The following is a 26,056-nucleotide window of genomic DNA, read 5'->3' as shown; positions in this document are numbered from 1 at the left end:
CCCGGAAGGCAACCCAAAAACGGAAGCTTCCTGTGAGGAGATAGCGCTTCAACGCTTGAGCTTGGCCACTCTGGCCGCGATCGCCGTGCCCTGGATGCGGGCATTGGCGAAGCAGCCGCGAATGCTCGGCCGCATGCCGGTGAACCAGAGGCCCGGCAGCTTCGGGTCATTCGCCGCGCCGTTGAACAGCGGCACACCCTTGGCGTCGAGCACGCCGAGTCTGCCGACCATCGTCTCCAGCCCGGTGCGATAGCCGGTGGCGGCAATGACGATATCGGGCGCGATCGTCTGGCCGTTCTCGAGAACGACGCCGTCACGCCTGAATTCCTTGACTTGCGGCACGACGATGATGCGGCCGGACTTGATCGCATCGACCGCTCCGTCATCGGCGGCGATGGCCGTATAGTCCGAGCCGAGGCGGCTCGCGCCGCCCGACGGGGCAGGGGGCAGGCCGAATTTCCTGAGGTCGCCGAAGACCAGCCGCTGCGTCGCCGCCATCACCGCATCCGCCAACCTGGCGGGCAGGCGCGCCATGACGGGCGAGAAGCGGTGCACGGCGATCTTACCGATGCGTTTGGGCAAGAGCGACGGGCCGTTGCGCGCCGAGAGCCACATCTGCCCGGTCTCGACGCCGGAAAGATGGTTGAGCGCGTCGAAGCCGGAATTGCCGGCGCCGACCACCAGCACTTTTTTCCCGGCATAGTCTGTCGCCCGGCCGAAACGCGCCGAATGGATGATCTTGCCCGAAAAATCCTTCATGCCTTTCCAGGCCGGGATGAAGGGCTGCCTGTCTCGCCCGGTGGCGATCACCACGTGGCGGGCCGCACGCGGTCCCGTGCTGGTCTTCACCAGCCAGTGGTCGCCGCGGAATTCGATTTCATCGACGATGACGCCGAAGGCGATCGGCAGCCGGTGCGTCTGGGCGAAGTCGTTGAAGAGGCGGATCACCGCGCTGCGGTGCGGAAAGGCAGGCGTGCCTTTCGGAAAGGAAACGCCGGGCAGGGTCGAGAGGTCGCGATGCGTGTTGAGATGCAGATTCTCATGGCGATGGTGCCAGGGCTCGGCCAGCCGTCCCTCGCGCTCGAGCACCTCGGTGGCGATCCCGGCCTCGATCAACGCATGCGCCACCGCCAATCCCGCCGCGCCGGCGCCGACCACGATCGCGCCTTCGAGGATCGCCGGCTCGTCCGTCCAATCCGACGAGATTTCCGCTTCCATGCCCATTCTTGTCTTTGTCGTCGCCATGGCCTTCAGGTGCCACGGCCATGTATCCGACATATGCCGCCGACAAGGCAATGGAAATAGACCGTGGTTGCAAAGAGCCCCGGCATTGTGTCGCGGATAGGGAGGTTAAAGCATGTCTCCCGAAAGTGGGAACCGGCTTCGGGATAAAGACATGCGCAAAATCAATAACCTAAAGCGCAGGGAGCGTATCTGAAAGGTCGCGACGCGCTTTAGCCGTTTCGGCCGTTCGCCGGATCGGCGTGGCGATGCACCAGCTTGAAGGCGCCGTCCTCCAGCCGGAAGACTTCCGTCACCCGTAACGTCATCTCGGCGGGCTGGCCGTTCTTGCCCATGCGCGCCTTCGCGTGCTGCAGTCCGGTCCAGAACGCCAGCTCGCCGCTCGCGGAGGCCTGCAGAACCTCAAGGTCGGTGCTGCCGCCTTCATGGAAGCTGGCGGCGTCGCGCTCGTAGCGCCCGGCGACGGCGTCGGCGCCTTCGAGATGGTCGCCGCGCGGCGAAAAGAAGGTGGCCGGCTCGCTATGGGTGACGATCGCCTTCAGCGACGTGGCGTTGCCGTTGACATAATCCTCGGCGATCTTCTCGCGCTGCTTCATGAAGGTGTCGAAGGACGAGCCGCCCGGCCGCACGGTTCGGATCCATGTCTCCAGCGCGCCCATGAAGTTTTCCAGGAAGGCGGCGGTGTCGCCGTTCTTCACCGAGCCGCTGTCGTCGAGGAGCTCCGCGACATTGCCGATATAGGCTTCCGGCTGCTGCATCACCGGCATGTCGAGGAAGACGAAGGTCTGTCTGAGCGCCTGGTTGGAACCGAGGGCGCCGATCTTGCTCGGGCTGACGCTGACGACGCCGGCGGGCAGGCCCTTGAAGACGTTCTTGCCATGGGGACGCGAGCCGACATCGAGCGCGTTCTTCAGGCCGCCGGGGATCGAACGGTTGTATTCGGGCGTCACGAACAGCACCGCGTCGCACTCCCTGATGGCGGCGCGGAACGCCGACCATGCGGCGGGCGGCGTGTCGCCGTCCAGATCTTCGTTGTAGAGGGGCAGTTCGCCGATCTCGATGAAGCGGCAACGCAGCGAATCCGGCGCGCGCGCCGCCAGCGCCTTGGCGATCTTGCGGCTGAAGGATTGGGCGCGCAGGCTGCCGACAAGCACGGCCAGCTGCAGGACGGGATGTTCGGTTGTCATGGTCATGGCGCACTGTCCCGGGCTTGTTGACGAGGATGGCGACGCTTCGCGGCGCTCGGCCCGCACCGCGGGGCGAGATCGATGGCCGGAGCGGCCGGTCTGGTCACCTGACTTTCCGTTAATGTCCGGGCCTGCGCGTGGTTCCCCCTTATCGGCCATGATCGCTTGCCGGCAGTGACCGCTCGGCAAGCCATGGCCGCTTGCGGGCGGCGCCGTTGCACAGTATTGACGGGTTGGCGCGCGGCCCGGAGGCTCCGATCCGGCCTTTCGGACTGCGCCGTGAACAGGGGTGCCCGGTCGTCGGGCGGCAAAGAGGTGGTCATGTCCGCGCGCATTTTCAGCCCAGCCAAAACCGCGATGCAGTCCGGCAAGGCCAAGACCGGCCATTGGGTGCTGGAGTTCGATCCAGCCCAGCGCAAGAAGATCGACCCGCTGATGGGCTACACCACCTCAGGCGACATGCTGAGCCAGGTGCGGCTCACCTTCGACACCAAGGAAGAGGCGGTGGCCTACGCCGAGAAGCAGGGCATCGCCTTCCGCGTCGAGGAGCCGAAGGAAACGAAGCGGCGGCAGATTTCCTATTCGGACAATTTCCGTTATGACCGCAGGACGCCCTGGACGCACTGACCTGAGAGTCGAGCGGCGCTTGGCGTAGTGGCATCAGCCGGCCCCGGCCGGCCAGCGGTCCCGTAGCTCAGCTGGATAGAGCACCGGCCTTCTAAGCCGATGGTCGCAGGTTCGAATCCTGCCGGGATCGCCATTTTTGTATGCAAATCTCGAGTAGCGTCGTGGACCTAGGGCTAGCTGTGTAAGCTATCCGCGTACAGAAACCTTGACATATGTATGCTATCTGCTTACATGTCGGCATGATCAAGTCATTCAAGAGCAAGGCGCTGGCGGAGCTGTTCTCAACCGGGAAAACCGGAAAGATCGACGCCAAGATACAAAAGTGTATCCTTGTCAGGCTTGACCGTCTCGAAGTCTCCGAACGGCCTGAAGACATGAACCTGCCGGGTTTTGATTTTCACGCTTTGAAAGGCTTCGACGCGACCCGCTACACGGTCCATGTGAACGGCCCGTGGTGCATTACATTCGAATTCGATGGCAAGGACGCCGCCCGCGTCGACTTCGAGCAATATCATTGAGGCGGACAGATTGGAGAAGTCGGTTTATGAGCGAGCACAAGCCGAAGCGTCCGATCGAGCGCTGCCCGTCCCACCCGGGAGCGCTGCTCGAGGACATCATCCCGGCAACCGGAAAGACCAAGGTGGAAATTGCCAGGCTGCTCGGGATCTCGCGGCAGCAGCTCTACGACATCACCCGTGAGCGGAAGCCGGTTTCGCCGGCCGTCGCGGCGCGGCTCGGAAAGATGTTCGGCGACGGCGCCGCCATCTGGCTTCGCATGCAGGCCGCTTATGATGCCTGGCATGCTGAGCGGGAAGTGGACGTAAGCGCCATTCCGACCCTGCACGCTGCGTGAGAATATCGCCGACGCCCCGCGACTGGATAGAGCACCGGCCTTCTAAGCCGATGGTCGCAGGTTCGAATCCTGCCGGGATCGCCATCTCTCACTGGACGACATGAAAGTTTGGACTCCGCCATGGAGGCCTCGACTCACGCCGTCTGCGGCTGGTTCGAGTCCGGCTCTCTCCATAAAAAAAGGCCGCCCGTAGCCGGACGGCCAGCACTTGTCCGTGCTGTAAACGCGGAGCAAGAAAAGCGTTGGATCGCCTATTTCGCTTTGGCGCCGGCGACCTTGTTCGCGATGAGCACGAACTTGGCATTCAGAGCGGTGCCGAGGGAGGTCGCTCCGACCATGATCGCAAGCGCAATAAGAGCAGCGATCAGGCCATATTCAATCGCAGTGGCGCCAGACTCATCGGCGACGAACTTCTTCATCAGATTACGCATATTAGATGCCCCTTCTTTAATGTGTAGCTTAAGTAAGCTACGTGACAGCGGCTATTTAATAAGAACATCTACTTGACTTGGTCTTAAAGAGATGAGTTAAAGATTCCTTTAATATTATTTTTTTATAATAAAGTATGTGTCGATATATGTTTGTGGCAGATGGCGACCGCGGAGACGCCTACGGCATTTCTTCCTCAAGGATCGCGTTGCGCTTGCAGTTGAACGGGTGGGCCAAAGGGGCGCTCCAAACGCATGTCTCCCGATAATGGAAACCGGTTCGGGACAACACATGCGCAAAATCAAAGCCTAAGCGCATGGAGCGAATCCGCAGGATCGCGACGCGCTTCAGGCCAAGGTCCGGAGCCCGAACGCGACGTTGTATGGGCTGGGTGTTGCGCCGCAGGCGAGCCTAATGCATGTCGCCCAAAGTGCGCAGCGGTTTTGGGAGAACGACATGCATCAAAACAAAGACTTAAAAGCGCGTCGCCTGAATCTGTTTCGTCGCGAAGCGCTTTAAGCGCCTGACATGCTTGCCATGGTCGAGAAGCTCAGGCCTTGGTCCATCGATCATTGGCTGGCGACATGCAAGAGGTCCTGGAGGTCACGCCAGTCCAAGGCGTATCCGGTTCCGGCTTCTGCTCGACGCGCCCTTTGTCGCCGATCTCTCTGGCCAGCGCCAATGCTTCGGCCCAGTCCTTCGTGGCAAGGACGGATTGCCAATACCACGTTTCGAATACACTGACGACGTAGGTCATTCCCAAGAGCCCCCGGCTTCAGCGACACGGGTCTGCCGGATTGGACCGTCGATACGGACATCCGCCAACCGCTGCCCCGTCGAACTTGTGGTCAATGCATCCCGATACTTTCGCCCACTGAATAATACTTGGCTTGCACGGCGCTTGGAAATGGACCTGCAGTCCTGCGACATGTGCGACCCAAGTCTGAATTGAACAGTCCGACCTTGCTCACATACGAGCGAAGGAGCCTGTGCGATCGGCGTGCGGTGCTTTGCGCCTGGCCCAAAGCACAAGATCGCTGACGCGGCCCTTCAATTGACGCCCTCGGCCAACCTCGCTGCTCGACCGGAATGTCACCGCGTGGCGCTCGGCGAGGAATTCCATGCTTGAAGACGCGCCCGGTGGTCAGTATATCCGCGCCAAGGAAGCGGGGGCTTCGGGGTGTTACAGGAAAGTTATCTCGAATTTATATTACGCTGGCATCTGTACCGCAGATGGCATCGCTCGCCGCGCCCGAAGAGGCAGGCCGAGTTCGATTTTCATCGGCTGATGAAATCCCTTCCGCGCCGTGGCCTTTTCATCGACCTCGGGGCCAATGCAGGCGATGTGACCCGGTATGCTCTCGGCTACGGCATGAGGGTAATCGCCTTTGAGCCGGACCCCACGGCCCTTGCAATTCCTGAAAGAGCTGGAGGAGCCCGCTACCGTCGTCAAGATGGACATCGAGGGTGCCGAAGCCGAATGCATCGAGTCCATGCTCGATGACGGCGTCTATCGGTCCATCGGTCATGTTCTGGTGGAGACGCACGAAAGGCTGTCGCGGGACTTGTCCAACAGGATCGCAGCGCTTCGCGACCGCATCGGCAGAGAGGGCATCAACAACATCGACTGGGGCTGATCTCAGGCTGCGAATCTCGAGAGTCATGATTGGCCCATCTGCCGCTAAGTTGCGGAAGGGCTACGGGTGGGGGCTGTGCGAATGTCCGTATTTTCCCAATGGCTGAGGAATGCTCGCTCCAAACTGCCGGAGCATGTGGCCGTCGGCCGCCACACTTACGGCGTGACATGGCGAAAGGTTCTGTTCCCGTCGAAGGAAGCACCGTTGAAGGTCGGATCCTTCTGCTCGGTCGCTGGCGAAGTGCTCTTCATGTGCTCCGGCCAACATCCGACCGGCAGCGCCACTTCATTCCCGATCCACAGCCGGATACTGAAGCGGCCCGAGCCGATGGGAAATGGCGGCAGGCCGGGCGGCATCACGATCGGCAATGACGTCTGGATAGGCCACGGCGCCATAATATTGCCGGGGGTGGCGATCGGCGACGGTGCTGTCGTCGGCGCCGGGGCCGTGGTCACCAAGGACGTGCCGTCCTATGCGATCGTGGGCGGGTCTCCGGCCCGGCTGATCAGATACCGCTTTTCTCAAGACGTCATCTCGAAGCTGCTGGCGATCCGGTGGTGGGAGTGGGACGACGATAAGGTCAAAAGGGAGGCGGACGCCCTAACTGGCCCCATCGAGACTTTCATCGAGAGGCATTGCGTCTCAGGAATTGCGAACGAAGAAGGTTACAATAGCCGTTTCAAATGACAAATTCTTGTTTCTTCCTGGCAGCGGACGCCAAATACTTTCCCTACGCCTGCCTGGCGGCTCGCAGAATTCTGGACGTCTCACGCAAAATGACGCCCGGCTTCATTATGCATGTCGGGGCAAGCAAGGATGACATCGACATTGCCGATCGCTTGCTGAAAGACCGTATCCGGATCGTGGACGTGGCGAACTTCATGGCTGACTCCGGCTACCGTTTTCGGCCGGGAAGCGTCGCCACCTTCATCCGGCTGTTCGCCGACCGTTTCCCCGAATTCGCGTCATACGACCGCATCGCCCATATCGACTGCGACGTCCTGTTCAACCGCGACATTGCCGATCTGGTGGACCAGCCAATCCATGCGCACCTGCTGGCGGCCCACGACGACTACATGTATTTCCGCCCGCGCTACCGGAAAGAGATGTCGATGCAGCCAGGCGCGCCTTATTTCAATGCCGGCATCATCGTCTTCAACATGCCGCCGGTGCGCGAGCAGGACCTGTTGAGCGAGGCCCGCAGGCTCGCCGTCGAAGGGCAGATGAACGACCAGAATGCGCTCAACATCGTCTTCGAGGGCAAGTGGCAGACGATGCACCCGAACTGGAATCTGATGTCGAACGGCTCGAACGAATTTCGGTTTTCCCAAGCCTATGCCCGGCATTTCGCGGGCGGCAAGCCATGGGGCAACCAGGTTGGGGTGGAACTCGACGCGCTCGGGATCTGGCGCGATCTGGCAAAGGGCACGCCGTGGGGCAAGCCCTTCGAGCAGCGCGTGCCGTTCGAACGCGGCGTGATCAAGCGCTTTCTCCGGCGTTTTGACGCCGTTGCAGGCCTCTTCGGCAAGGACGTCCAGCGCCGCCGCGCCAGATACGACGGCAGGAAGATGCATGAAATCTACGCCAGGCAAGCGGACGACGGAGCCATGGCGGTTCGGTTTCCGGAAGTGCTCGGCGGGTTCGGCTGATCGAACGCCGAAACCATCCGCGCCGGTCGGGCGCATCCTGTGGATAGTAACCTCCCGTTCACCACGAACCGGTCTTCGCGTTGCTGTCGGGCAGCCGACTCGCCGAGATAAAGGGGCCTGGACAATAGGCACCCCTGAAGCCCGGCGGCCGACGTTTTCATGTACCCCATGGGATGCGCTCCGAACGCTCTCGAGTATACGTCGGTCGCCGCTTCGCCAAAGCAATTGGTTGTGTGCGTCAAGTTCTGCAAAAAGGGGCGGCCATGAGGCTGGTCATGCGGCTTGGCGCAGAGCGAGCTTCTTATGCTCGCGCAGGTCGTCCATGTTGATGTAGCGGTTGGCCTCCATCCAGTTTTCGTTGGTTTCGACGGCCAGCGCCCTGACCAGGCGCAGGCAGCTTTCGGCGTTGGGAAAGATGCGCACGACATAGGTGCGGCGCCTGATCTCTTCGTTGAGGCGTTCCAGCATGTTGGTCGACTTCAGGTGCTTGTGGTGCTGGCGCGGCAGGCGAAAGAAGGTCAGCGTGCGCTCGATGGTCTCCTCCACCCACGTCGTCAGCCGCGGATAGCGGCCCGACCATTTGGCCAGCCACGCGGCGAGATCGGCCTTGGCCTCGGCGAGATCGCGCCGGTCGTAGAGCCATCTGAGCTCCTGCAGGCAGTCGTCGCCGTGCTTGCGCGGCAGGTGATCGAGCGCGTTCCTGAGGAAGTGCACGTAGCAGCGTTGCCAGGCCGCTTCCGGAATCACCTCGCCGATCGCCGCGACCAGGCCGGCATGGTCGTCGGACACGACCAGTTCGACGCCCCTAAGACCGCGCGCCTTGAGCGCCACGAGGAAGTCCTTCCAGGCCGAGCGGCTCTCGCGATTGGCCATCTCCACGGCCAGGATCTGGCGCCGCCCGTCCCAGTCGATGCCGACCGCGATCAGCACCGCCTGGCTCATGACGATGCCGGCCTCGCGCACCTTCTCGTAGCGGGCATCGAGCACGAGGTAAGCAAAGGGCTCTTGAAGCGGGCGCTCGGCAAAGGCCTTCAGGCTTTCGTCCAGCCGTTTGTTGATGGCCGAGATCGACGAGGCCGAGAAGGCATGCCCGCACAGCTCCTCGGTGATCGCCTTGACCTTGCGGGTCGACACGCCTTGCACGTACATCTCGGCAAGCGTCGCCACCAAGGCCCGCTCGGAGCGCTGGTAGCGCTCGAACAGCTCGGTGGAGAAGCGCCCCTGCCGGTCCTGCGGAACCCGCAGCTCCAGCTTGCCGACACGGGTGACAAGCGTGCGGCCGTAATACCCAGAGCGATAGCCGAGCCGCTCCGGTGTCCGTTCGCTCTTCGAAGCGCCCAGCGCCTCGTCCATCTCGGCCTCGAGGACCTCCTGCATCACTGCGCGGATCACTTCGTGCAGCCCATCCGGGTTCGAAAGCAGAATGTCTTTGACGGCAGCTATGGCGGATTTATCTTCGATCTTGGTCATGGTGGCGTTCCTTCGCGGGAATCAGGTGACGTGAACAATCACCAGCCTGCCATGACCGCCCTCTCTCAGCGAATTTGCAGAACTCTCAGCACACTACCAAGCAATTCCAGGAAAGGTGCACGGCCTGGATCCTTGGGCCTACTTGGTACGCTTCGCTTCCCGCTCCACCCGAGGATGACGACGGGATAGCGTTTCGGCCAATCTCCAGGGCGTAAAAATCAAGCCCGCCCCGGCGAGGGGAAGCCAGGGCGGGCTCGGCTTGGGTCTGGAACCCGTAGTCAGGAGACTACGATGGAAGAACAGGCCGGCGGCTGCAATGTTCCGAAGTTTTTCCCAGGTCGCGGGCGGCTACGGACAACGCCCGAGGCAGCGCGACGCGCCTCAGGCCAGCAGTCCGGCGGCCTTCGCCGCCTTGCGCAGGGTTTTGCGGGCTTCGACGGGACTTCTCAAACCGTCGAGCGCGTCGCGGCAGACGCGGCTTGCCGACCGCCAGGCGCCGTCGCGCGCCCGTCTTGGCCAGCGCTGGTCGAGGCATTCGACGGCCTCGAAGCAGCTTGAAACCTTGTGTTGTCCGCTTGGCTCGAAATCAATCACGACCGGCTCGGAAAACCAGACGTCGTTCATCACATCCTCCGTTCGTATGGTGGTCTTTTGACAAGCAACGGCGCCGGCGGGGCGCCTGTTGGAATGCGGGTCCGGGATGATTGGCGGACCCGCGCGTTAACCAACCACCGCCGATAATGTTCCGAAGAATTTTTGAGACCGGCGATGCGCCGCGCGGGTCGGCATACGGGCCGGATTCAAGCCGCCCCGACAACTTGACGCGCTGCCCAAAAACACGTGACCCCAAAAAAACACGTGACCAAAGTCACTGGCTGCGCGGCAGTCCGCGGCGATAATCAGACCCGACAGGCTGCTGAAACGCGGGAAGACCTATCATGCTGATCGCCGTGCTTGCATCCGCCATGACCGTCGCCACGTTGATGGCGACCGCTTTCGGGCTCTATGAGGAGGCTGTGCGCAGCCGCTCGCATGCCGAGGCGGATCGCACGCATCGGTTTCGGCCGGCGCGTCGGCTTCCCGTCAATTCGCGCAACCGGCACGGCAGTTTGCGCAACCGATAAAAGCGGCCAGGCATGTCCACGCCGCTCTACCTGGTCATGTGTGTTTTGCGGGCCGGAATCCTGCTCTCTCCGGCAGCATTCGCCGTGCTGGTGCTGTTGTGGCTCTTCTATCGCTAATGCATGTCGCCCAAAAGTGCATAGCGGTTTTGGGAGAACGACATGCATCAAAACAACATGTGCATGTCGCCCAAAAGTGCATAGCGGTTTTGGGAGAACGACATGCATCAAAACAACATGTGCATGTCGCCCAAAAGTGCATAGCGGTTTTGGGAGAACGACATGCATCAAAACAACATGTGCATGTCGCCCAAAAGTGCATAGCGGTTTTGGGAGAACGACATGCATCAAAACAACATGTCGCCCAAAGTGCATAGCGGCCTATTCGACCAGCACATGCGCTTCGCGCGCGGCGCTGACAAAGGCGTCCCTGGCATTGTCGGCCGGAACGTCGCCGGTCATTGCCCGGCGGCAGGCGCGCAGCGCCGCGCTGTGCTGCGCGCTGCCGGCGTCGCGCCACTGGCCCGTCAGCAATTCGACGGCCTGCTGCGCGTTGGAAATGTGCCGGATCGAGCCCGCCACGCCGACTGCGACTTCAACCGGCCTGGAAAACCATCCCTGGATCATCGCGAAACCCCCTGATGCGTTGTGAGCGGATCAGAAACGCGCAACTGCCCGGAGAGTTTCATCCCGGTATTTCAACAGGATGTGAGCAGTGCGCGCCGGCGGCGGACGTCGTCCGTTCTACCTTCCGAGCGGCTTGCGGGACAGTTCGACGAGTTCCGCCTCGTCGGTGATGCCGGCCATGTAGTTCGCAATGATGCGCGAGGCGCGCGCTTCCTTTTGCTCTTCGGTCTCGCCGTCGACTCGGCCGCTTTCGAAGACGCGCCCAAACAGGGCCGTCTCTAACGGTGTGAACGTGTTTCGTGACATATTGGACATGGCTTCCTCCTCCGCCCATGTCCCCCTTTTTCTTCCCCGGCTAATATTATCACAGGTTCGGAAACGAGGTGAGTCTCCGAAAAAAATGGTGACGGTATACGTCTTTCTGGGGCCGCGGCCTGCAGGCCTTTCCTCTCATGATCTGGCCGGCGAGCACGCCGGATGCTGGGCCAGCCTCGCTATATCCTTGCTGAAACAACGAAGCACTGATATTCATTAGCGGCGCGGAATTATTCCGAGTCTGCGCCAACTTGCGTCACGCAACAACGTGGCGCATGCTGTCCGAGGCCAATATCCCGACGTGGTGGCAACCGGGTTACGACGGGATTTGGTCGACCAAAGAAGCAGGGCAGGTTCCGATTCCATGTCGGAGCAGGTCCACGAATGCTCTGGAACTCTGAAGCCATCGCCCCCATGGCCTCGGAAGAGCATGAACATGGGGAAATCGATGGTGACGAAGAAACTTACCGCCAACGCAGAAAGCGCGGCAGCCTTTCTTGCGGTGATGGGCAACGAGAAGCGTCTGCTCATCATGAACTACCTGGCCGAAGGCGAATTGTCGGTCGGCGCGCTCGCCGACAAGGTCGAACTCAGCCAGTCAGCACTGTCCCAGCATCTGGCCAAACTGCGCAGGTTTGGCCTGGTCGACACCCGCCGCGACCGCCAGATGGTCTACTACTCCTGCAAGTCGTCCGCGGCGCGAGAGCTCCTCGCTCTGCTCGACGGCCTGCTGACTATGGACAGGCCGCTTGCCGGCCCGGCCCGGCAGGCTCTCGTCGAGAGGATGCGGCGGCCGCAGGCCGCCTGATCGGCTGCGACGCAGGCGAGGCCGGGGGGCCTTCGCCTTGCGCGGCGCCGCTCGACCGGCGTGGAATGCAGGCAGGTGAAAACCGCACTGCCTACGACGCGGGACGTCTGCTCGCGCCAACCTGTCAGTTGGTCGAAGCCTTACCAATTCTTAATTTGGCTGTCACAAGTCTGCCAGGAACACGCCCGAAACACGGGTGTGTCCAGCGGAGCCGCGTGATGTCCGTCATCAGCACCTATACGTCCAGCCAGAAATTCTTGCATTGGGTGCTCTTTGCCCTCGTTATTCTGCTTTATGGTCTAACCTTCGGCGAAGAGTTCTATCCCCGTGGCGATCCGGCGGTCGACGCCATTTGGCGATTGCACATTTCCTTCGGCCTCCTGCTCGCCGCGCTTGTCTTTTGGCGGGTGGTCCTGCGCGGCATGAAAGGGGCGCCGAGCCTCCCGGCGGAGATGACTGCCGCGGAGCAGGCCGCCGCGAAGGTCGGTCATTTCGTCCTCTACGCGCTGCTGGTCGCGATTCCCGTCCTCGGCATCCTGTTGACCTGGTTCAGGGGCGACGCGTTGAGCTTCTTCGGCCTGTTCACCGTGCCGGCGCCGTTTGCTCCGGACCGAGCGACCGCGCGAACCATCCGCGAGCTGCATTCGCTATGCGCGAACGGCATACTGATCGTTGCCGGCATACACGCCCTTGCCGCGCTCTATCATCACTTCGTTCGCCGTGACGAGATCCTGACCAGAATGCTTCCCGGGAATCGCTAAAACATGTCTCCCGAAAGTGGTTTCGGGACAAAGACATGCGCAAAATCAAAAACCTGAAGCGCACGGATCTGAAAGATCGCGACGCGCTTCAGAGCAATTCCAGGAAAAGTGCGTAGCGGTCTTCCGTCCGGAATTGCGTCAAAACAAGAGATAGAGCGGTTCGCCGTTTCCGCGAAACGGTGAAATGCTCTGGCCGGTCGATGCCGTTCGCCGTATCGTCGCGAACGGCAGTCGTTGCGCCGGCATTTTCCATCACGTTTGATTGAAGCGATCTCGCGCTCGCGGCGGCGCATACGCTCAAAATATTGATAATACAGAATTTTTGTCGCCACCACCTTCGCTCGCGGAGCCGAAGTTTACGGATTTGTAAATCGCCCGCTCGACCTCCGTTGGCTAAGCTTTTGGCGATCCATACCCCCGGATCACGTGACGGGTCGAACTTCCACTTCGGCGCCTCACGAGGCCCGTCGCTCCCGGCGGGCCTCTTTCGTTTGAGGCACGGGCAAGCACGGTTCACGCCGCCGGGCGCCGCCGTGTGATGACACTGCGCATGGCGAGTACCAGCACGGTGATGATGATCAGGATCACCGACAGCGCCGCGATCGCCGGATCGATGTTGTCGCGCAGGCCCATCCACATTAGGCGCGGCAGGGTGATGGCGTTCACCGAAGTGATGAACAGCGTGACGCCGATCTCTTCCCAGGAAAGCACGAAGGAGAGCAGTGCCGCGGTGACGATGCCGAACTTGATGTTGGGCATGATGACACGCGTCGCGCGCTCCCACACGCTGGCGCCCAGGCCGCGCGCGGCAAGGTCGATGCGGCGGTCGAGCTGGCTGAGCGACACCAGGATCAGAACGGTGGCGAAAGGCACCGTCATCACCGAATGCGCCATCGCGACACCCAGCCAGGTGTCGTAGCCGAAGAAGGACGAGATGCCGGAGACCGAGGTGAGCAGGAAATAGAGCGTCACCGCCGAGACCACCGGGGGCACCACCATCGGCAGCAGCACGAAGCCGACGAGGGCGGCGGTGAAGCGCGGCTGGAACATCCACACGCCCAGGCTGAAGGTGAGCGCCAGCACGGTGGAGAGCGCGCTGCTGACGATACCGATCCGGAGCGAGAGCAGGATCGAATCGAGCCAGCGCGGATCCTCGATCAGTGAGCGGTAGTGGCGCAGCGACAATTCGCCCGTCGGCATGGTCAGCATGCGGCTCGGCGTGAGCGACACGGGGATGACGGCGAGCAACGGCATAAGCAGAAACAGCGCCACGAGCACTGCGAGGATGAGCGAGACGGGGCCGGGGCGATAGGTCGGCATAGCGCTACACCAATTGCCTCGGTTTGACGTAGCGGAAGAGCAGCGCCATCAGCGCGCCGACGAACACCACCAGCACGACGCTGATCGCCGCGCCCAACCCCCAGTCCGGGCTCTGGAAGATGCGCAGGTAGATCAGCTCCGCGATCATCACGCTGCGGCCGCCGCCGAGGATCGCCGGCGTCACGAAGAAGCCCAACGAAAAGACGAAGGTGATTAGCGCCGAGCCGATGATGCCCGAGCGCGTCATCGGCACGAATACCGTCCAGAAGGTGCGCATGCGGCTGGAGCCCAGGCCTCGCGCCGCAAGCAGCACGCGCTCGTCGAGGCTGCGCATGGCGGACGCCAGCGGAAACACCGCGAAAGGTATGAGGAAATGCGACATGCCGACGATGACGCCGAACTCGTTGCGCACCAGGGTCAGCGGCTCGGAGATGAAGCCGATCGATTGCAGCCAGGTGTTGATCAGGCCGCGGTTGGAGAGCAGCGCCACCCAGCCGAAAGCGCGCGTCAGCACCGAAATCCAGAACGGCACCAGGATGCAGAACTCGGCAAGCACGCGCTGCACCGGGCTGCCGCGCACCCAGACAACGGTGATCGCATAGGCCGCGGTCACCGACACGACCGTTACGATCGCCGCGATGCGCAGCGTGCGGATGAACACCGACTGCACCAGGTCATCGGTGAGCAGGGCGTGGTACTGGCCGAGGCCAGGCGAGGGGAGTGTAAAACTCCACTTCACCACGCCGAGGAAAGGCCAGGCATAGGCAAGGACGAGGAACAGGAGCAGCGGCGCCATCAGCAGCGCCGCGCCCATCCTGTCGGAGAGGGTGCCTCTCATGTCAGCTCGGCATCTCCGCCCCGATCAGGCGGAGATGATCTTGGTGTATTCGTCGAGCGCTGCGCCGTAGTTCTTGGCGTACCACTCCATGTCGAGCGCGATCTGCTTCTTCATGTTGTCCGGATCGACGGGATTGATGCGTTTCTTGTCGGCCGGGATCAGCGCGTCGGCCGCCGGGTTCGCCGGACCCTGGCCGAGCTTGTCGAACATCACCAGCTCCTTCTGCGGATCCTGCGTGCTGGCGATGAACTTCATCGCCGCTTCCTTGCCGCCTGGATTGTTCTTCAGCACCGCCAGCGCGCCGGGCGAGATCAGGCCCTGGTCCCAGATGAACTTGATCTGGCCGCCCGAGTCCTGCTCGATCAGCGAAGCGCGCGTCGACCACACGATCGCCATCGAGGCCTCGCCGTTGAGCAGCACGCTCTGGCTCTCGGCGCCGCCTCCCCAATAGGAGACGACGTTTTCCTTGAAGGCGGCGATCTTGTCATGCGCGCGCTTGAGGTCGAGCGGATAGAGCGAGGCGGGCGCCACGCCGTCGGCAAGGAGCGCCGCTTCCCAGCTCGACACGCCCCATTTGTAGAGCGAGCGCTTGCCTGGGAATTTCTTGACGTCGAAGAAATCGGCCATGCCGGTCGGCGCGTTGGAACCGAATTTCTGCGAGTCGTAGGCGATCACATAGGAGAAGAAGTAGGTCGAGGCGGCATATTCCCAGCCGAAGCCCGGCCGCATCTTGCTCTTGTCGACGATCTTGTAGTCGATCGGCTCGAGCATGCCCTGGCCGCCGAGCGTGATCGCCGAGAACGGATCGACGTCGACGAGGTCCCAGGTCGGCGCGCCGCTCTTGAACTGCGCGGCGATCGCGCCTTCGGTCGGGCCTGAGCCGTCCATTTTGACCGGGATGCCGGTGTCTTTGGTGAAGGCCTGGCCGTAGGCGGCATCGTAAGCCGTGATGGCGTCGCCGCCCCAGTTCACCAGCACCAGTCCTTTGGTCTCGGCGAAAGAGCTGGTCGAGCGCAGCAGCATCGGCGTGCCGGCAAGCACCAGGCCCGCGAGCTGCGCGAACTGCCGGCGCGAGATTTCGCCGCGTTTTGCCCTCTCGGCGAGGGATTCGATGGTTTGCTTCTTGGTATCGTTCATTTCAGTTCCCCTTGTTTTCGTTGATCTGGTCCGGAAGCCGGTGCGGCGATTTCAGGCCGCGTCGGCGCTCATTGTCCTCCGTCCGGCAGGAGGAAACCCTTTTCCGCCGGCCAGGTCAGCCAGACGGAATTGCCTTTGCTGAGAGCGGAGGCCGCAACCTCGTTCGGCACCGACACGGTGACCTTCGCGCCCTGGCGGGTGGTGAGGTCGAGCTTGGTCGCGGCACCCAGATAGGTCGAGGCGACGGCGGTCGCGGCGATGCCGTTCTCGCCGGCAGAAGCTTCGGGCGCGATCGACATGTGCTCCGGACGGATGGCCAGGATGGCATCGCCCTTGATCGCTTCCGCCTTGCAGCGCATGTTGACCGCGCGGTCCTCGCAGACACCGGTGGCGCCATTGTCGGCGGGCTTGACGCCCTTCACCGGCAGCATGTTGATCTCGCCCAGGAACTCGGCGACGAAGCGGTTGGCCGGCCGGTCGTAGACCTCGTCCGGCCGGCCCACCTGCAGGAGCTTGCCGTGGTTGAAGATGGCGACGCGCGAGGACAGCGCCAGCGCCTCGCTCTGGTCGTGGGTGACGAAGACGAAGGTGGTGCCGGTCTCCTGGTGCAGCCGCTTCATCTCGGCCTGCATCTGGCCGCGCAGGCTCTTGTCCAGCGCCGAGAACGGCTCGTCGAGAAGCAGCACGCCCGGCTCGAACACCAGCGCGCGGGCGAGCGCCACGCGCTGCTGCTGGCCGCCGGAAAGCTGCGCCGGCAATTTCTTCTCGTGGCCCTTCAGCCCGACGCGCTCGATCATCTCGCCGACGCGGCTTTTGATCTCGGAAGCCGATTTCTTGCGCACCTTGAGCGGGAAAGCGATGTTCTGCTCCACGCTCATATGCGGGAACAGCGCGTAGCCCTGGAACACCATTCCCGCGGCGCGCTGCTCGGCCGGCCGGTCCGTGATGTCGGTGCCGTCGCTGAAGAGGCGGCCTTCGCTCGGCTGAACGAAGCCGGCCAAAATCATCAGGAAAGTGGTCTTGCCGGAACCGGACGGCCCAAGCAGCGTCAGGAACTCGCCGCGGCCGATATCGAGCGTCAGATTGTCCAGCGCCCGGAACGAGCCGAAGCTCTTGCCGATCCCGTTCGCCTTGATCTCTGCGGCCCGGCCGGGTTGCTGCATCCTGCCTCTATCCTCAGTCTCGTCTGAAATCGTAGGCACGCCGGCGGCTCACCGCAACCGAATAGTTTTCGCCTGATCGGCAAATTTGATTCACGGATGGCCCACATTGGCAGGTGGCAATAGCGTGTACAGACGCGGGCTTTCGGCGCGCTCGCCGACGTTCGCGATTGGCGAAAGCGTTCATGCCGTCGTCATTCCAGGGCGGAGCAAGGAGCGAAGCGACGCGCGCAGACCCTGGAATCCATGCCGTGACCTATGGGAGCTGCAACGGTGCAGAATTCTGATCGGGCGTGCCTTTCGCGATCGTCACGGCATGGATGCTCGGGTCAAGCCCAGGGTCAAACCCGAGGATGACGATCCGAAAGGCTTGAGCGCCGTCTCACATCCTGCGGTGGCGTTGTCGGCGGCTCGCTCGATCCCTCTAAAGCCTGTTCTCGGACAGCTTCGCCCTTAGCCATTCGCTGAAGGCATTGAGCACGGGGTGGCCCGCCTTGGCATGCTCGAAGACCAGGAAATAGGCGCGCGGCGAAGGGACAGTCGCTTCGAACGGCTTGACCAGCCGGCCCTCGCTCAGCGCCCTGCGGCCGGTCAGTTCGTCGCCCAGGGCGATCCCCTGGCCGGCGATCGCCGCCGAGAAGACGAGGTTCATGTCGGAAAAGAAGATGCCGCCCTCGGTATCGGGATTTTCCACCTTGGACAGCGCCAGCCAGCGCGCCCAGTCCTCGGTGTCGCTGAGATGGAGCAGATTGGCGCGCAGCACGTCGGCGGGTTTGGAAAATCCGCCGATCTTGTTGAGCAGCGTCGGGCTGCAGAGCGGCGTGAAGGAGACTTCGCACAGCAGTTCCACCGCCCGGTTCGGCCAGTTGCCGACGCCGAAGGCGATGAAGGCGTCGGCCTCCGGATTGCTGACGTCGTCGAGCCGCCGCGGCGTCAGCACCGAGAGCGCGACGTCCGGATACATCTGCTGGAATTCGCCGATGTGGGTGCACAGGAACATCGAGGCGAAGCCCGGCGGACAGGAGATGGCGAAGGAGCCGCCGACGCCGGTGCCGCCGCCCTGTGTCACCGCGTCGCCGAGCACGGTCAGCGCCTTGCGCACATCCGCCGCGTAGCGTTGGCCGCGCGGCGTCAGCGCCACACCCTTGCCGATGCGCTGCAAGAGATCGAAGCCGAGGTCGCGCTCGAGCAGCCGCAGCTGATGCGAGACGGCGCTGCGGGTGAGGTGGAGTTCGTCGGCGGCGCGCCAGACGCTGCCGTGACGGGCGAAGCTGTCGAGGGCGCGCAGCGCCTGCGTGGAAGGTATTCGCAAGATGCCTCAGGTGAACCGAATTTGCACGAGCCGGGAAAACATATCACTTTTTGATGAGCCGCTTCACTGCTTTCTTTACGGCATGGAGGAACCGGTGACGACCTCAGCGCAGGAAACCGCGCTCGCCTGCATCGACGGCATCCAGCCGCTGCTGTCGGCCTGGACGCGCACCATTTTCGACTTCGGCGAAACCGCTTGGCGCGAGTACCAGTCGGCCGCCTGGTATGTCGACCGGCTGAAGCGCGAGGGCTTCTCGGTCGAGGAAGGCTCGGGCGGCATGCCGACCGCCTTCTGCGCCCATTGGACGAACGGGGATGGCCCTACAGTCGGCATGTATGCCGAATACGACGCCGTGCCCGGCAATTGCCAGGACGCCGCGACCGTGAAGCAGCCGAGGCCCGGCCTGGGCTTCGAGGCCGGTGGCCACACCGATCCGCATTCGGGCCTCGGCATCGGTAGCCTCGGCGGCCTGCTCGCCGCCAAGGCGGCGATGCAGCAGCATGGCATAAAGGGCACTCTGCGCTTCACCGGCGAGCCGGCCGAGAAGGTGAGGGGCTCGAAGCCGATCCATGCCGCGAAAGGCTATTATGACGGCCTTGCCGGCATGATTTCCTTCCATCCCTTCTACATGCTGCCGCTCTGCAACACCGCGCGCTGGGACACGCATTGCGGCGCGGCTTACGCGATGATCTACCGCTTCATTTGCGACGAACCGGAAAATTGGGCGCGCGCAGGCGATGGCGCGCCGATCCCGCAGGCGCATTCGGCAGTGCGCGCGCCCGGCGCCAACGATGCGCTGATGATGATGTACATGGCTTCCAAGGCGCTGCGCGACTCCATGCTGACGCACCAGGGCGGCTGGTCGATCAGCGAGGCGATCCTCACCGCTGGCCAGGCGACCGCCGACAACCTGCCGGCGGGCCTTGCCGAGATCCAGTACATGATCCGCGTGCCGACGCTTCGTATGGCCGAGCAGGTGACAGCCGTGCTCGACCGCAACGCGGAAGCGGCGGCCAGGATGAGCGGCTGCCGCTACGAGCGTCATTGGGTGTCGAAGTCGCGGCCGGGCCTCGCCAACCACGCCATGGCCGAAATCACTTACGCAGCGCTCACCGCTGTCGGCCCGCCGCGGTGGAGCGAAGAAGCGAAAGCGATCGCCCGAGAGGTCCAGGTCAATGCCGGCGGCGAGGCGACCGAAAATCCGTTCATCGACGAATTGGAGCGGCTGATTGCGCCGCAGGAAGCCGAGGCGATCCTGCGCCGCGACCTGCCGCCTTCGCAGGTGAACTCGACCTCCGACGACTATACCGACATGAGCTGGCATGCGCCGACGGCGCGCTTTTACGTCGCCCGGCCGGCGCTGCGTTCGGCCAACGGCCACGCCTATCCTTCCTGGGTGATGAATGCGCTGGGCGGCATTCCGGCCACCATCGACCCGATGGTGACCTGCGCCTCCAAGACGGTCGCGCTGACCGCGCTGCGTCTGCTGGAGGACAAGGCCGCGCGCGACGCCGCGATGGACGAGTTCGTCGCCCGCACCGGCGGCGTCGGCGGCTCGAACTGGATCGCGCCGCTCTGCGATTACCAACCGCCGACAAACTTCCGCTGGCCGGAATATGTCACCACGCCGCGCGGACACGACTGGTGGATCCCGTCCGCTTCCACCGCATGACCAATATCAAATCGAGGAGAACCCCATGACCGTCCATGACCGCATCGTCGCCGAACCCTTCTCGCTGCAGCGCCGCAACCCCGCCGGTGGCACCAAGCCGCTGACCGCCTGGGGCTTCGCCAACGAGACCGATGTCTTGACCGACGTGCTGCTCGGCTCGCCCAATTTCCTGCGGCATCTGTCGACCAGCTCGCTATCGAGGAAGCACCTGCGCGAGGCGCCCTGCAACGTCCAGATCGCGCAGGCGCAGCACAAGGACCTCGTCGCGGCCTACGAACATTTCGGCGTCAACATCCACTGGCACGAGCCGACGCCGGAACTGCCGATGCAGGTCTATTCGCGCGACTCCAGCGTCATGACGCCCTACGGCGCCTTCATCACCGCCATGGCCAATTGGTGGCGGCGCGGCGAGAATTACGCCGCCATCCGCACCTATGAGAAGCTCGGCATCCCGATCTACGACATGGTGACGGCCGGCACCTTCGAGGGCGGCGACTTCAACGTCATCGAGGAAGGCGTGGTGCTGATCGGCTGCGGCGGCGCCCGCACCCAGGAAGAGGGCGCGCGCCAGGTCCAGGCCTGGTTCGACAAGGAAGGCTGGGAGACGCGTCTGGCCTTCATCGACGAGTACTATGTCCATATCGACCTGATGGTGGTGCCGATCGCCGAAAAGCTCACCGCGGTCTGCCTCGCCTGCACCGAGCCCGGCATCGTCGACTGGCTGAAGGGCAAGGGCCACGAGATCATCGACGTGCCCTTCCAGGACACGATGGCGCTCGGCTGCAACTTCATGTCGCTCGGCAAGGACAGGGTGATCGCGCCGACGTCGAGCAAGACGCTTATCGAAAAGCTGAAGGCGCAGGGCTTCGAGGTCGCGGCCGTCGACATGAGCGAGATCTCCAAGACCGGCGGCGGCATCCACTGCATGGCGCAGGCGCTGAAGCGCGTGAAGGCGTAAGGGCGGTTTCAAGGATCGCCAATCGCCGAGGCCGCGTTCCTTCGCGCCCCCCTCTGGCCTGCCGGCCATCTCCCCCACAAGGGGGGAGATCGGATGTCGCGTCGGCTTTCGCCAATCACCGACGTTGCAGGATTGAGCGGGGCGTTGAAGCTGCCAATCTCCCCCCTTGAGGGGGAGATGTCCGGCAGGACAGAGGGGGGCGCCGTAGAGCGCTAACCTTATAGGAAATGTCAGCGTCCGCGCCCGCTGCGCCGCCTTGTCTCGACCGGCTCCTCGGCCGGCGGCTCACCGGGCAGGCCCAGCCGGTGGCGTTCCTCCTCGGCGAAGGCTTCGGCTTCCGCGTGGATGTCGAACAACTGATGGGTCAGCCTGCCGCCGTCGACGACGCGCACCAGCCATTGGGCGTTGATGAATTTCACGCGGACACTGTCTGGTTCGCCTGCCACCATGTGCAGCTCCAGCTCGTTGCCCAAGAATTCAATCCTCGAACAGCAATACGATTCAACGCCCGAAGGGTTGCCGCAAGGTTTCCGTTCCTTGGTCTTTAGTAGGAGAAAAGTCGCCGGTAACGCGCCGATTTGACAACGGAAACAAGAATATCGAGAAACCGCTGGTCGTCACGCAAAAACACAGGTTCCGAGACCCAAGCGCCACGCCGGCGGCCCGGCAGCCTGGGGGGGTGTATTGGGTTCGGCGGCCGGGCCTGACCGGAGTTTGCGAGCCTGCCGGCTATCTCGAAGATGCGCTCGCGCTCATGCAAGGGCAAGAACGACCTAGGCCCTAGGACCAAAGCAGCAAGGGGAGGGCAAACGGCCGAAGCGGCGGCCTCCCGATCCTGTTTCGCTGACCGGCATTGAACCTGCCGCGCTCAGGCTGGGGCGTAGCGCAGCAGCGTCACGCCCTGGGAGAGGCGCTGCGTGCCGAGCGGCGCCAGCGTGAACGACTGGCCATGCCGAAAATAGGGCTTGCCGCCGCCGAGCACGACCGGATGCATGTAGAGCCGATACTCGTCGATCAGGCCAGCACGGGCCAGATGCCCGGCCAATTCGGCGCCGCCGACGCCGATCTGGCCATCCGTCTTAGCCTTGAGTGACCTTGCCTCCGCCACTGCATCGCCATCCGCCAGGCGCGCATTGGCGCCAACCTCGCGGAGCGTCGTCGAAAACACGACCTTCGGCGTTCTGCGCCAGGCCAGGGCAAAATCGCGCTCGACCTCGCCGCCTTTCTCCCGCTCAGGATCGTCCCAGAAGCGCATTATCTCGTACAGGCGGCGCCCGCAGAGCATGATCGCGGTCCGCCGCATGTCCTCGTTGAAATGCCGGTGCAGTTCTTCCTCGGGCACCGGCAGGTCGATGCTCCCGTCCGGCCCGGCAATATAGCCGTCCAGCGACATCAGCATGGAATAGATGATCCTGGCCATCCGCGCCTCCTTCGTGACCTGTTCGAGGTCAAGGATGCACATCCGATTGCATTTTGCAATCGGTTTGCCGGGAATGAGGCGAGCCTCGGATCAGAAGCCGAAGAACTGCTTGCCGACGACATAGCCCAGCGCCACGACCACCAGCGGGAACAGCGCCGGTGCGATCCTGCCGAGTGGCGAGGGTTTCATCTCTCTCGCTGGAGCGTTGGGCTTGGCATTGCCGAGGTTCTTTGTCATGGGGTCCGTCGCCGGGTTTGTTGCCGACCTGTAATATTAGAAACAGCTTATTAATTTTCTCACAATTCGATCGGTGCAATTTGCAGCTATCCTCGGTGGTCGCTATTCCGCCTGCTGGCTGCGCTCGGCGAGCGCGAAGGCCTGCAGGTTCCTCGATTTGCCGAGATCCTGGTCGGCATTGGCGATGATGGCGTGGAAGGCGGCGCGGGCGATGTCCTTCTTCTTGGCGCCGGGATGCACCTTGCGGACGGCCTTGACCAGCTCCTTCGGTGTCATTTCGGGTGTGACGAGGCGCATCAGCGTGTCGCCTATGGTCTGCAGTTCGCTGGCATCCATGACCAGAACCCTGTGTTGGCTGTATGAGCCCTGGCATATAGCTCCGTCAGAACGTCACTTTTGTGATGCGGCTTGCCGAGCGACAGCGCTGCGGTTCGTGAACGGCGATGGCAATGCGGCGTCATATGGTCCGACTGGGGGAGCGGAAGCGCATAAAAACAATCGATTGGGGCGGTTCAGCGAACCCTACCTAACGCCGAACCGCCTCAGTCTCCTGCGCAGGAATCACTTCTGCGCAGGAATCACTTTTACGCCGCGATCAGCATGGCGATGCGATGGACGCCGACCTCCTCGCTTGTGTTCGTCGCCTCGTCGGTCTTGCCCTTGGAGCAGGTGTACATGTCGCCAACCTTCAGCTTGAACTCCTTGTCCACCTTCTTGATGGTGAATGCGCCGGAGGTAATCGTGCACACCATGTCGTTGTCCATCACGCTTTGAGGCGCGTGTGCTCCGGGCTGAAACACCACGTCGACGATTGCAATGCTCTTATAGGCGGGAATGTCGGAATTGCCGGTGCCGACTTCCACCACTCTGACGCCGGGCGCGATCTCCTTGCCTTCGTTCGCACCGTACTTCTTGGTTTTCGCAAATGTCGCCGTTGCGAACAGGGGCGCCACCGTCGCTGCGGTCACGCCGAGAGCGATTGCAGACCTGCGATTCATCGTTTTCATCGCATCCTCCCTAAACCTGTCATGCACGGATGAGCATGGCATTCCGTATATTAGCACAAACTGATTTTATTGTGCAGAACAGGCGTTTGCCGATGGCCGGACCGCCCGGTGCGCGCCTCACTCCGTCTTTTGCCGGAATTTCGAATGACAGCTCGAGCAATCCTGCAGGATGAGATGCAGGAGATGCTCGGCCGGCAGCTTTGCCGGATCGGTCTCGGCGGCGCCCGGGCGCTTGCCGAGCAGGCTGCCGCCGTCCATCGGCAGCATGGCGCCCATGCGCATGTCGCTGGTGATCGCGGCCGGCGCCTGATCTGCCTTGGCGGCGAGCGCGTCGGCGAGCCGGCCGACATGGCGGGCGAGCGCCTCGAACTCCGGTCGGGCCTGGTCGATCTCCGGCCTGGCGGCTGACGGCGCGCCGAGCGAGCCGGCGGGAAACTCGGCGATGAGGGCAGGGCCGGTGCGCGCGCCGAGCGTTTTCGCCGCCGCCTTGAAGGCCGCCGGCTCATAGGCGCGCTTGCCGTCGAACATCTCGGCGATCGCCTTCGCGGCGGCCGCCATCTCCTTCATCGAGGCCTGGCGTGCCGCCACGATCGGATTGTCCGGACCTGCCGCCAGCGACGGAGCAAAGGTCGGCGGGCCGGCGAGCGCAAGCATGGCCGCCCCGAGAACGGCGCGGAACCTCATGCCTGGACGTCGACGATGCCCATCATGCCGAGCTGCTCATGCTCGAGGATGTGGCAGTGATACATGCGCGGCCCCGGCCGTTCCTGGCGCGTCACGAGCCGCACCGTCTCGCCGCGCGCCACGTTGACCGTGTCCTTCCACGCCAGATAAGGCGGTTTGGAGACCTTGCCGTCGCGCTCGCGCTCGACCACCTGGAACTGCGTGCCGTGAAGATGGAACGGGTGGTCCATGTCGGCCTGGTTGACGATTTCCCACAGTTCTGTCTCGCCGGCTTTGGCGACGATGTCGACGCGCTTCATGTCGAAGGCCTTGCCGTTGATCAGAAAACCCATCTCCATGCCGGTGGCGTTCATCGCCATGGTTTCGGTGAAGACAAGCCGGCGGTTGACCGTCGGCTGGCCAAGCGGCGCGATCGGCCTCAGCCGCTCGGGCAGCGGCGGCATCGCATCGGCCGGTGCGTCCGAGACATCGACCGTCAGCAGCGTCAGCCCGGCGTCCTCGGGCCGGCCTGGGCCCATCCAGCCACGGTCATAGGCAAGCGTGGTGAGCGAAGCGGTTCCCGGCTTGTCGAAGGCGACGACCAGTTCGACGCGCTCGGCCGGGCTGAGCAGGATCTCGTCGGCCGACACCGGCTTCTCCAGCAGGCCGCCGTCGCTGCCGATCACCGTCATCGCGGCGTTGGCGAAGGCGAGCCTGAGGAAGCGCGCATTGGTGGCGTTGTAGAGCCGCAGGCGCCGCTTCGCGCCCATCGCCACAGTCAGCTTGGGGTTCTTCTGGCCGTTGACCAGCACATGGTCGCCGACGCGGCCATTCATCAGGTCGTTCATGGTGTTGTCGGGCATCGAGCCGTCGGCGGCAAGGCGAAGGTCGGTGAACATGAGCACGGTGTCGCCATAGGCGGCCGGAACAGGATCGGCCTTGGCCTTGACGACGAAGGCGCCGGCCAGGCCGCGATAGACCTGCTCGGCCGTCCGGCCGTGCGGATGCGGGTGGTACCAATAGGAGCCGGCGCTGCCTTCCGGCAGCTCGAAGGCGTAGGCGCGGTCCGCGCCCGCCGCCACCGGGTCCATCGGATTGCCGTCCTGATCGGCGGGCACCGGCATGCCGTGCCAGTGGATCGTGCTCGGCTCGTCCCCGATCCGGTTGGCGAAGGTGATCTCGACTCTGTCGCCTTCATAGACCTCGATCAGCGGCCCCGGGCTCATGCCGTTATAGGCAAGGATCGGCGTGTCCCTGTCCGCAACAAAGCGAGCCGTGGCCGGCTCCGCCGTCAGCCGCGCCCTGAACAGGCCGGACCGGCCGGCTTCGTTGGCCAGCGGCGGCAATTCGCGCAGCGCCTCGCCTTCGGGCAGCGCTGTCGGGCTCTGACCCATGGCGCCCATGTCGTGGCCAGCATGGCCGCCCATGCCCGGCATGGAATCCATGCCCGACATGCCGTCCATCTTCATCTGCGCCAGTGCGCGCGAGCCCGCGAGAGCCGTTGCCAGCCCCGCCACCAGAAAGCCGCGTCGATGCATCCTTTTCTCCTCGATCGTGATTGGGAAGGGCGCGCCGCCTGGGCGACCGCTTGCACAGACTAAGGGTT

Annotated in this window: 32 protein-coding genes and 1 tRNA gene; 12 read left to right on the top strand and 21 right to left on the bottom strand. The window is 63.2% G+C overall.

All coding sequences use genetic code 11. The annotated features are described in order from the left end of the window. Positions 1 to 48: 48 nt before the first annotated feature. Both QAZ22_RS25795 and QAZ22_RS25790 read right to left on the bottom strand, forming a co-directional pair. Entirely contained in the window at positions 49 to 1,218 is a 1,170-nt protein-coding gene (locus QAZ22_RS25795) for an NAD(P)/FAD-dependent oxidoreductase (protein WP_278203526.1), read from the bottom strand. A gap of 236 nt (positions 1,219 to 1,454) precedes the next feature. After that, the gene (locus QAZ22_RS25790) at positions 1,455 to 2,435 is read right to left on the bottom strand and encodes an NAD(P)H-dependent oxidoreductase (RefSeq protein WP_278203525.1); all 981 of its coding nucleotides are present in this window, start codon (positions 2,433 to 2,435) and stop codon (positions 1,455 to 1,457) included. A gap of 315 nt (positions 2,436 to 2,750) precedes the next feature. On the opposite strand from QAZ22_RS25790, the gene QAZ22_RS25785 reads away from it, so the two are divergent. From QAZ22_RS25785 to QAZ22_RS25770, 4 genes are all read left to right on the top strand, one after another. Next, positions 2,751 to 3,056: an ETC complex I subunit gene (locus QAZ22_RS25785; RefSeq protein WP_126084876.1), complete on the top strand. Its 306-nt coding sequence runs from the start codon at positions 2,751 to 2,753 to the stop codon at positions 3,054 to 3,056. Positions 3,057 to 3,112: 56 nt separating this feature from the next. Further along, positions 3,113 to 3,189, top strand: a tRNA-Arg gene (locus tag QAZ22_RS25780). Positions 3,190 to 3,295: 106 nt separating this feature from the next. Continuing rightward, the gene (locus tag QAZ22_RS25775; RefSeq protein WP_278203524.1) at positions 3,296 to 3,574 is read left to right on the top strand and encodes a type II toxin-antitoxin system RelE/ParE family toxin; all 279 of its coding nucleotides are present in this window, start codon (positions 3,296 to 3,298) and stop codon (positions 3,572 to 3,574) included. A 26-nt stretch (positions 3,575 to 3,600) separates the two neighbouring features. Then, positions 3,601 to 3,909, top strand: a complete 309-nt coding sequence (locus QAZ22_RS25770; RefSeq protein WP_040972222.1) for a HigA family addiction module antitoxin — start codon at positions 3,601 to 3,603, stop codon at positions 3,907 to 3,909. 251 nt (positions 3,910 to 4,160) lie between these two features. Here the strand turns inward: QAZ22_RS25770 and QAZ22_RS25765 are convergent, their stop codons facing one another. Together QAZ22_RS25765 and QAZ22_RS25760 are read right to left on the bottom strand one after the other, a co-directional pair. Next, a complete protein-coding gene (locus QAZ22_RS25765; protein WP_278203523.1) occupies positions 4,161 to 4,340 on the bottom strand; it encodes a Flp family type IVb pilin in 180 nt (59 codons plus the stop codon). Positions 4,341 to 4,888: 548 nt separating this feature from the next. After that, entirely contained in the window at positions 4,889 to 5,095 is a 207-nt protein-coding gene (locus QAZ22_RS25760; RefSeq protein WP_278203522.1) for a hypothetical protein, read from the bottom strand. 652 nt (positions 5,096 to 5,747) lie between these two features. Here QAZ22_RS25760 and QAZ22_RS25755 point away from each other — a divergent pair. From QAZ22_RS25755 to QAZ22_RS25745, 3 genes are all read left to right on the top strand, one after another. After that, positions 5,748 to 5,975: a hypothetical protein gene (locus tag QAZ22_RS25755; protein WP_278203521.1), complete on the top strand. Its 228-nt coding sequence runs from the start codon at positions 5,748 to 5,750 to the stop codon at positions 5,973 to 5,975. An 81-nt stretch (positions 5,976 to 6,056) separates the two neighbouring features. Then, a complete protein-coding gene (locus QAZ22_RS25750) occupies positions 6,057 to 6,662 on the top strand; it encodes a CatB-related O-acetyltransferase (RefSeq protein ID WP_278203520.1) in 606 nt (201 codons plus the stop codon). Further along, positions 6,659 to 7,624, top strand: coding sequence for a glycosyltransferase (locus QAZ22_RS25745; protein WP_278203519.1), 966 nt, complete (start codon positions 6,659 to 6,661; stop codon positions 7,622 to 7,624). The genes QAZ22_RS25750 and QAZ22_RS25745 overlap by 4 nt, the downstream gene beginning before the upstream one ends. A gap of 273 nt (positions 7,625 to 7,897) precedes the next feature. Here the strand turns inward: QAZ22_RS25745 and QAZ22_RS25740 are convergent, their stop codons facing one another. Together QAZ22_RS25740 and QAZ22_RS25735 are read right to left on the bottom strand one after the other, a co-directional pair. After that, positions 7,898 to 9,094: an IS256 family transposase gene (locus tag QAZ22_RS25740; RefSeq protein WP_278203348.1), complete on the bottom strand. Its 1,197-nt coding sequence runs from the start codon at positions 9,092 to 9,094 to the stop codon at positions 7,898 to 7,900. A 381-nt stretch (positions 9,095 to 9,475) separates the two neighbouring features. After that, complete coding sequence (locus tag QAZ22_RS25735; RefSeq protein WP_126084872.1) at positions 9,476 to 9,718, bottom strand: DUF982 domain-containing protein; 243 nt, start codon at positions 9,716 to 9,718, stop codon at positions 9,476 to 9,478. A gap of 314 nt (positions 9,719 to 10,032) precedes the next feature. Here QAZ22_RS25735 and QAZ22_RS25730 point away from each other — a divergent pair, with 314 nt between their 5' ends. Then, on the top strand, positions 10,033 to 10,218 hold the full coding sequence (locus QAZ22_RS25730; RefSeq protein WP_278203518.1) for a hypothetical protein: 186 nt from the start codon (positions 10,033 to 10,035) through the stop codon (positions 10,216 to 10,218). A gap of 378 nt (positions 10,219 to 10,596) precedes the next feature. Here the strand turns inward: QAZ22_RS25730 and QAZ22_RS25725 are convergent, their stop codons facing one another. Next, the gene (locus tag QAZ22_RS25725; protein WP_278203517.1) at positions 10,597 to 10,842 is read right to left on the bottom strand and encodes a DUF982 domain-containing protein; all 246 of its coding nucleotides are present in this window, start codon (positions 10,840 to 10,842) and stop codon (positions 10,597 to 10,599) included. A gap of 117 nt (positions 10,843 to 10,959) precedes the next feature. After that, positions 10,960 to 11,157 (bottom strand): hypothetical protein, encoded by a 198-nt coding sequence (locus QAZ22_RS25720; RefSeq protein WP_347566925.1) that lies wholly within the window; start codon positions 11,155 to 11,157, stop codon positions 10,960 to 10,962. Between the two features lie 448 nt (positions 11,158 to 11,605). On the opposite strand from QAZ22_RS25720, the gene QAZ22_RS25715 reads away from it, so the two are divergent. Together QAZ22_RS25715 and QAZ22_RS25710 are read left to right on the top strand one after the other, a co-directional pair. After that, positions 11,606 to 11,965 (top strand): metalloregulator ArsR/SmtB family transcription factor, encoded by a 360-nt coding sequence (locus tag QAZ22_RS25715; RefSeq protein WP_278076578.1) that lies wholly within the window; start codon positions 11,606 to 11,608, stop codon positions 11,963 to 11,965. A gap of 65 nt (positions 11,966 to 12,030) precedes the next feature. Continuing rightward, positions 12,031 to 12,726, top strand: a complete 696-nt coding sequence (locus QAZ22_RS25710) for a cytochrome b (RefSeq protein ID WP_278203516.1) — start codon at positions 12,031 to 12,033, stop codon at positions 12,724 to 12,726. On the opposite strand, the gene QAZ22_RS25705 is transcribed toward QAZ22_RS25710, so the two are convergent. The 6 genes from QAZ22_RS25705 to QAZ22_RS25680 all read right to left on the bottom strand — a co-directional run bounded on the left by QAZ22_RS25705 (position 12,723) and on the right by QAZ22_RS25680 (position 18,493). Then, positions 12,723 to 13,058, bottom strand: coding sequence for a hypothetical protein (locus QAZ22_RS25705; protein ID WP_278203515.1), 336 nt, complete (start codon positions 13,056 to 13,058; stop codon positions 12,723 to 12,725). The two genes, QAZ22_RS25710 and QAZ22_RS25705, sit on opposite strands and share 4 nt — an antisense overlap. A gap of 181 nt (positions 13,059 to 13,239) precedes the next feature. Further along, positions 13,240 to 14,046, bottom strand: coding sequence for an ABC transporter permease (locus tag QAZ22_RS25700; RefSeq protein ID WP_278203514.1), 807 nt, complete (start codon positions 14,044 to 14,046; stop codon positions 13,240 to 13,242). A 4-nt stretch (positions 14,047 to 14,050) separates the two neighbouring features. Beyond that, on the bottom strand, positions 14,051 to 14,884 hold the full coding sequence (locus QAZ22_RS25695) for an ABC transporter permease (protein WP_278203513.1): 834 nt from the start codon (positions 14,882 to 14,884) through the stop codon (positions 14,051 to 14,053). Positions 14,885 to 14,908: 24 nt separating this feature from the next. Then, on the bottom strand, positions 14,909 to 16,021 hold the full coding sequence (locus QAZ22_RS25690) for an ABC transporter substrate-binding protein (RefSeq protein ID WP_278203512.1): 1,113 nt from the start codon (positions 16,019 to 16,021) through the stop codon (positions 14,909 to 14,911). Positions 16,022 to 16,089: 68 nt separating this feature from the next. Next, positions 16,090 to 17,184: an ABC transporter ATP-binding protein gene (locus QAZ22_RS25685; RefSeq protein ID WP_278203511.1), complete on the bottom strand. Its 1,095-nt coding sequence runs from the start codon at positions 17,182 to 17,184 to the stop codon at positions 16,090 to 16,092. A 421-nt stretch (positions 17,185 to 17,605) separates the two neighbouring features. Next, a complete protein-coding gene (locus QAZ22_RS25680) occupies positions 17,606 to 18,493 on the bottom strand; it encodes a LysR substrate-binding domain-containing protein (RefSeq protein WP_278203510.1) in 888 nt (295 codons plus the stop codon). 82 nt (positions 18,494 to 18,575) lie between these two features. Between QAZ22_RS25680 and QAZ22_RS25675 the strand changes: the two genes are divergently transcribed. Next, the gene (locus QAZ22_RS25675) at positions 18,576 to 20,165 is read left to right on the top strand and encodes an amidohydrolase (protein WP_278203509.1); all 1,590 of its coding nucleotides are present in this window, start codon (positions 18,576 to 18,578) and stop codon (positions 20,163 to 20,165) included. A gap of 25 nt (positions 20,166 to 20,190) precedes the next feature. Then, the gene (locus QAZ22_RS25670) at positions 20,191 to 21,123 is read left to right on the top strand and encodes a dimethylarginine dimethylaminohydrolase family protein (protein ID WP_278203508.1); all 933 of its coding nucleotides are present in this window, start codon (positions 20,191 to 20,193) and stop codon (positions 21,121 to 21,123) included. A 230-nt stretch (positions 21,124 to 21,353) separates the two neighbouring features. Here QAZ22_RS25670 and QAZ22_RS25665 read toward each other — a convergent pair whose 3' ends face one another. The 7 genes from QAZ22_RS25665 to QAZ22_RS25635 form a co-directional block, all read right to left on the bottom strand. Beyond that, entirely contained in the window at positions 21,354 to 21,596 is a 243-nt protein-coding gene (locus QAZ22_RS25665; protein ID WP_278203507.1) for a hypothetical protein, read from the bottom strand. A 395-nt stretch (positions 21,597 to 21,991) separates the two neighbouring features. Continuing rightward, entirely contained in the window at positions 21,992 to 22,543 is a 552-nt protein-coding gene (locus tag QAZ22_RS25660; RefSeq protein WP_278203506.1) for a dihydrofolate reductase family protein, read from the bottom strand. Positions 22,544 to 22,633: 90 nt separating this feature from the next. Then, a complete protein-coding gene (locus tag QAZ22_RS25655; RefSeq protein WP_278203505.1) occupies positions 22,634 to 22,780 on the bottom strand; it encodes a hypothetical protein in 147 nt (48 codons plus the stop codon). A 102-nt stretch (positions 22,781 to 22,882) separates the two neighbouring features. Further along, positions 22,883 to 23,116: a hypothetical protein gene (locus QAZ22_RS25650; RefSeq protein WP_278203504.1), complete on the bottom strand. Its 234-nt coding sequence runs from the start codon at positions 23,114 to 23,116 to the stop codon at positions 22,883 to 22,885. A gap of 248 nt (positions 23,117 to 23,364) precedes the next feature. Beyond that, positions 23,365 to 23,787, bottom strand: coding sequence for a hypothetical protein (locus tag QAZ22_RS25645; protein ID WP_278203503.1), 423 nt, complete (start codon positions 23,785 to 23,787; stop codon positions 23,365 to 23,367). A gap of 117 nt (positions 23,788 to 23,904) precedes the next feature. Then, positions 23,905 to 24,471, bottom strand: coding sequence for a cytochrome c (locus QAZ22_RS25640; protein ID WP_278203502.1), 567 nt, complete (start codon positions 24,469 to 24,471; stop codon positions 23,905 to 23,907). After that, positions 24,468 to 25,988 (bottom strand): multicopper oxidase family protein, encoded by a 1,521-nt coding sequence (locus tag QAZ22_RS25635; protein ID WP_278203501.1) that lies wholly within the window; start codon positions 25,986 to 25,988, stop codon positions 24,468 to 24,470. Before QAZ22_RS25635 ends, QAZ22_RS25640 begins: the two co-directional genes overlap by 4 nt. Positions 25,989 to 26,056 lie beyond the last annotated feature (68 nt).

The organism is Mesorhizobium sp. WSM4906, assembly GCF_029674625.1.
Classification (GTDB): Bacteria; Pseudomonadota; Alphaproteobacteria; order Rhizobiales; family Rhizobiaceae; genus Mesorhizobium.
Note: the sequence above shows the minus strand (reverse complement) of the source record. Positions and strands in the feature narration are given on the sequence as shown.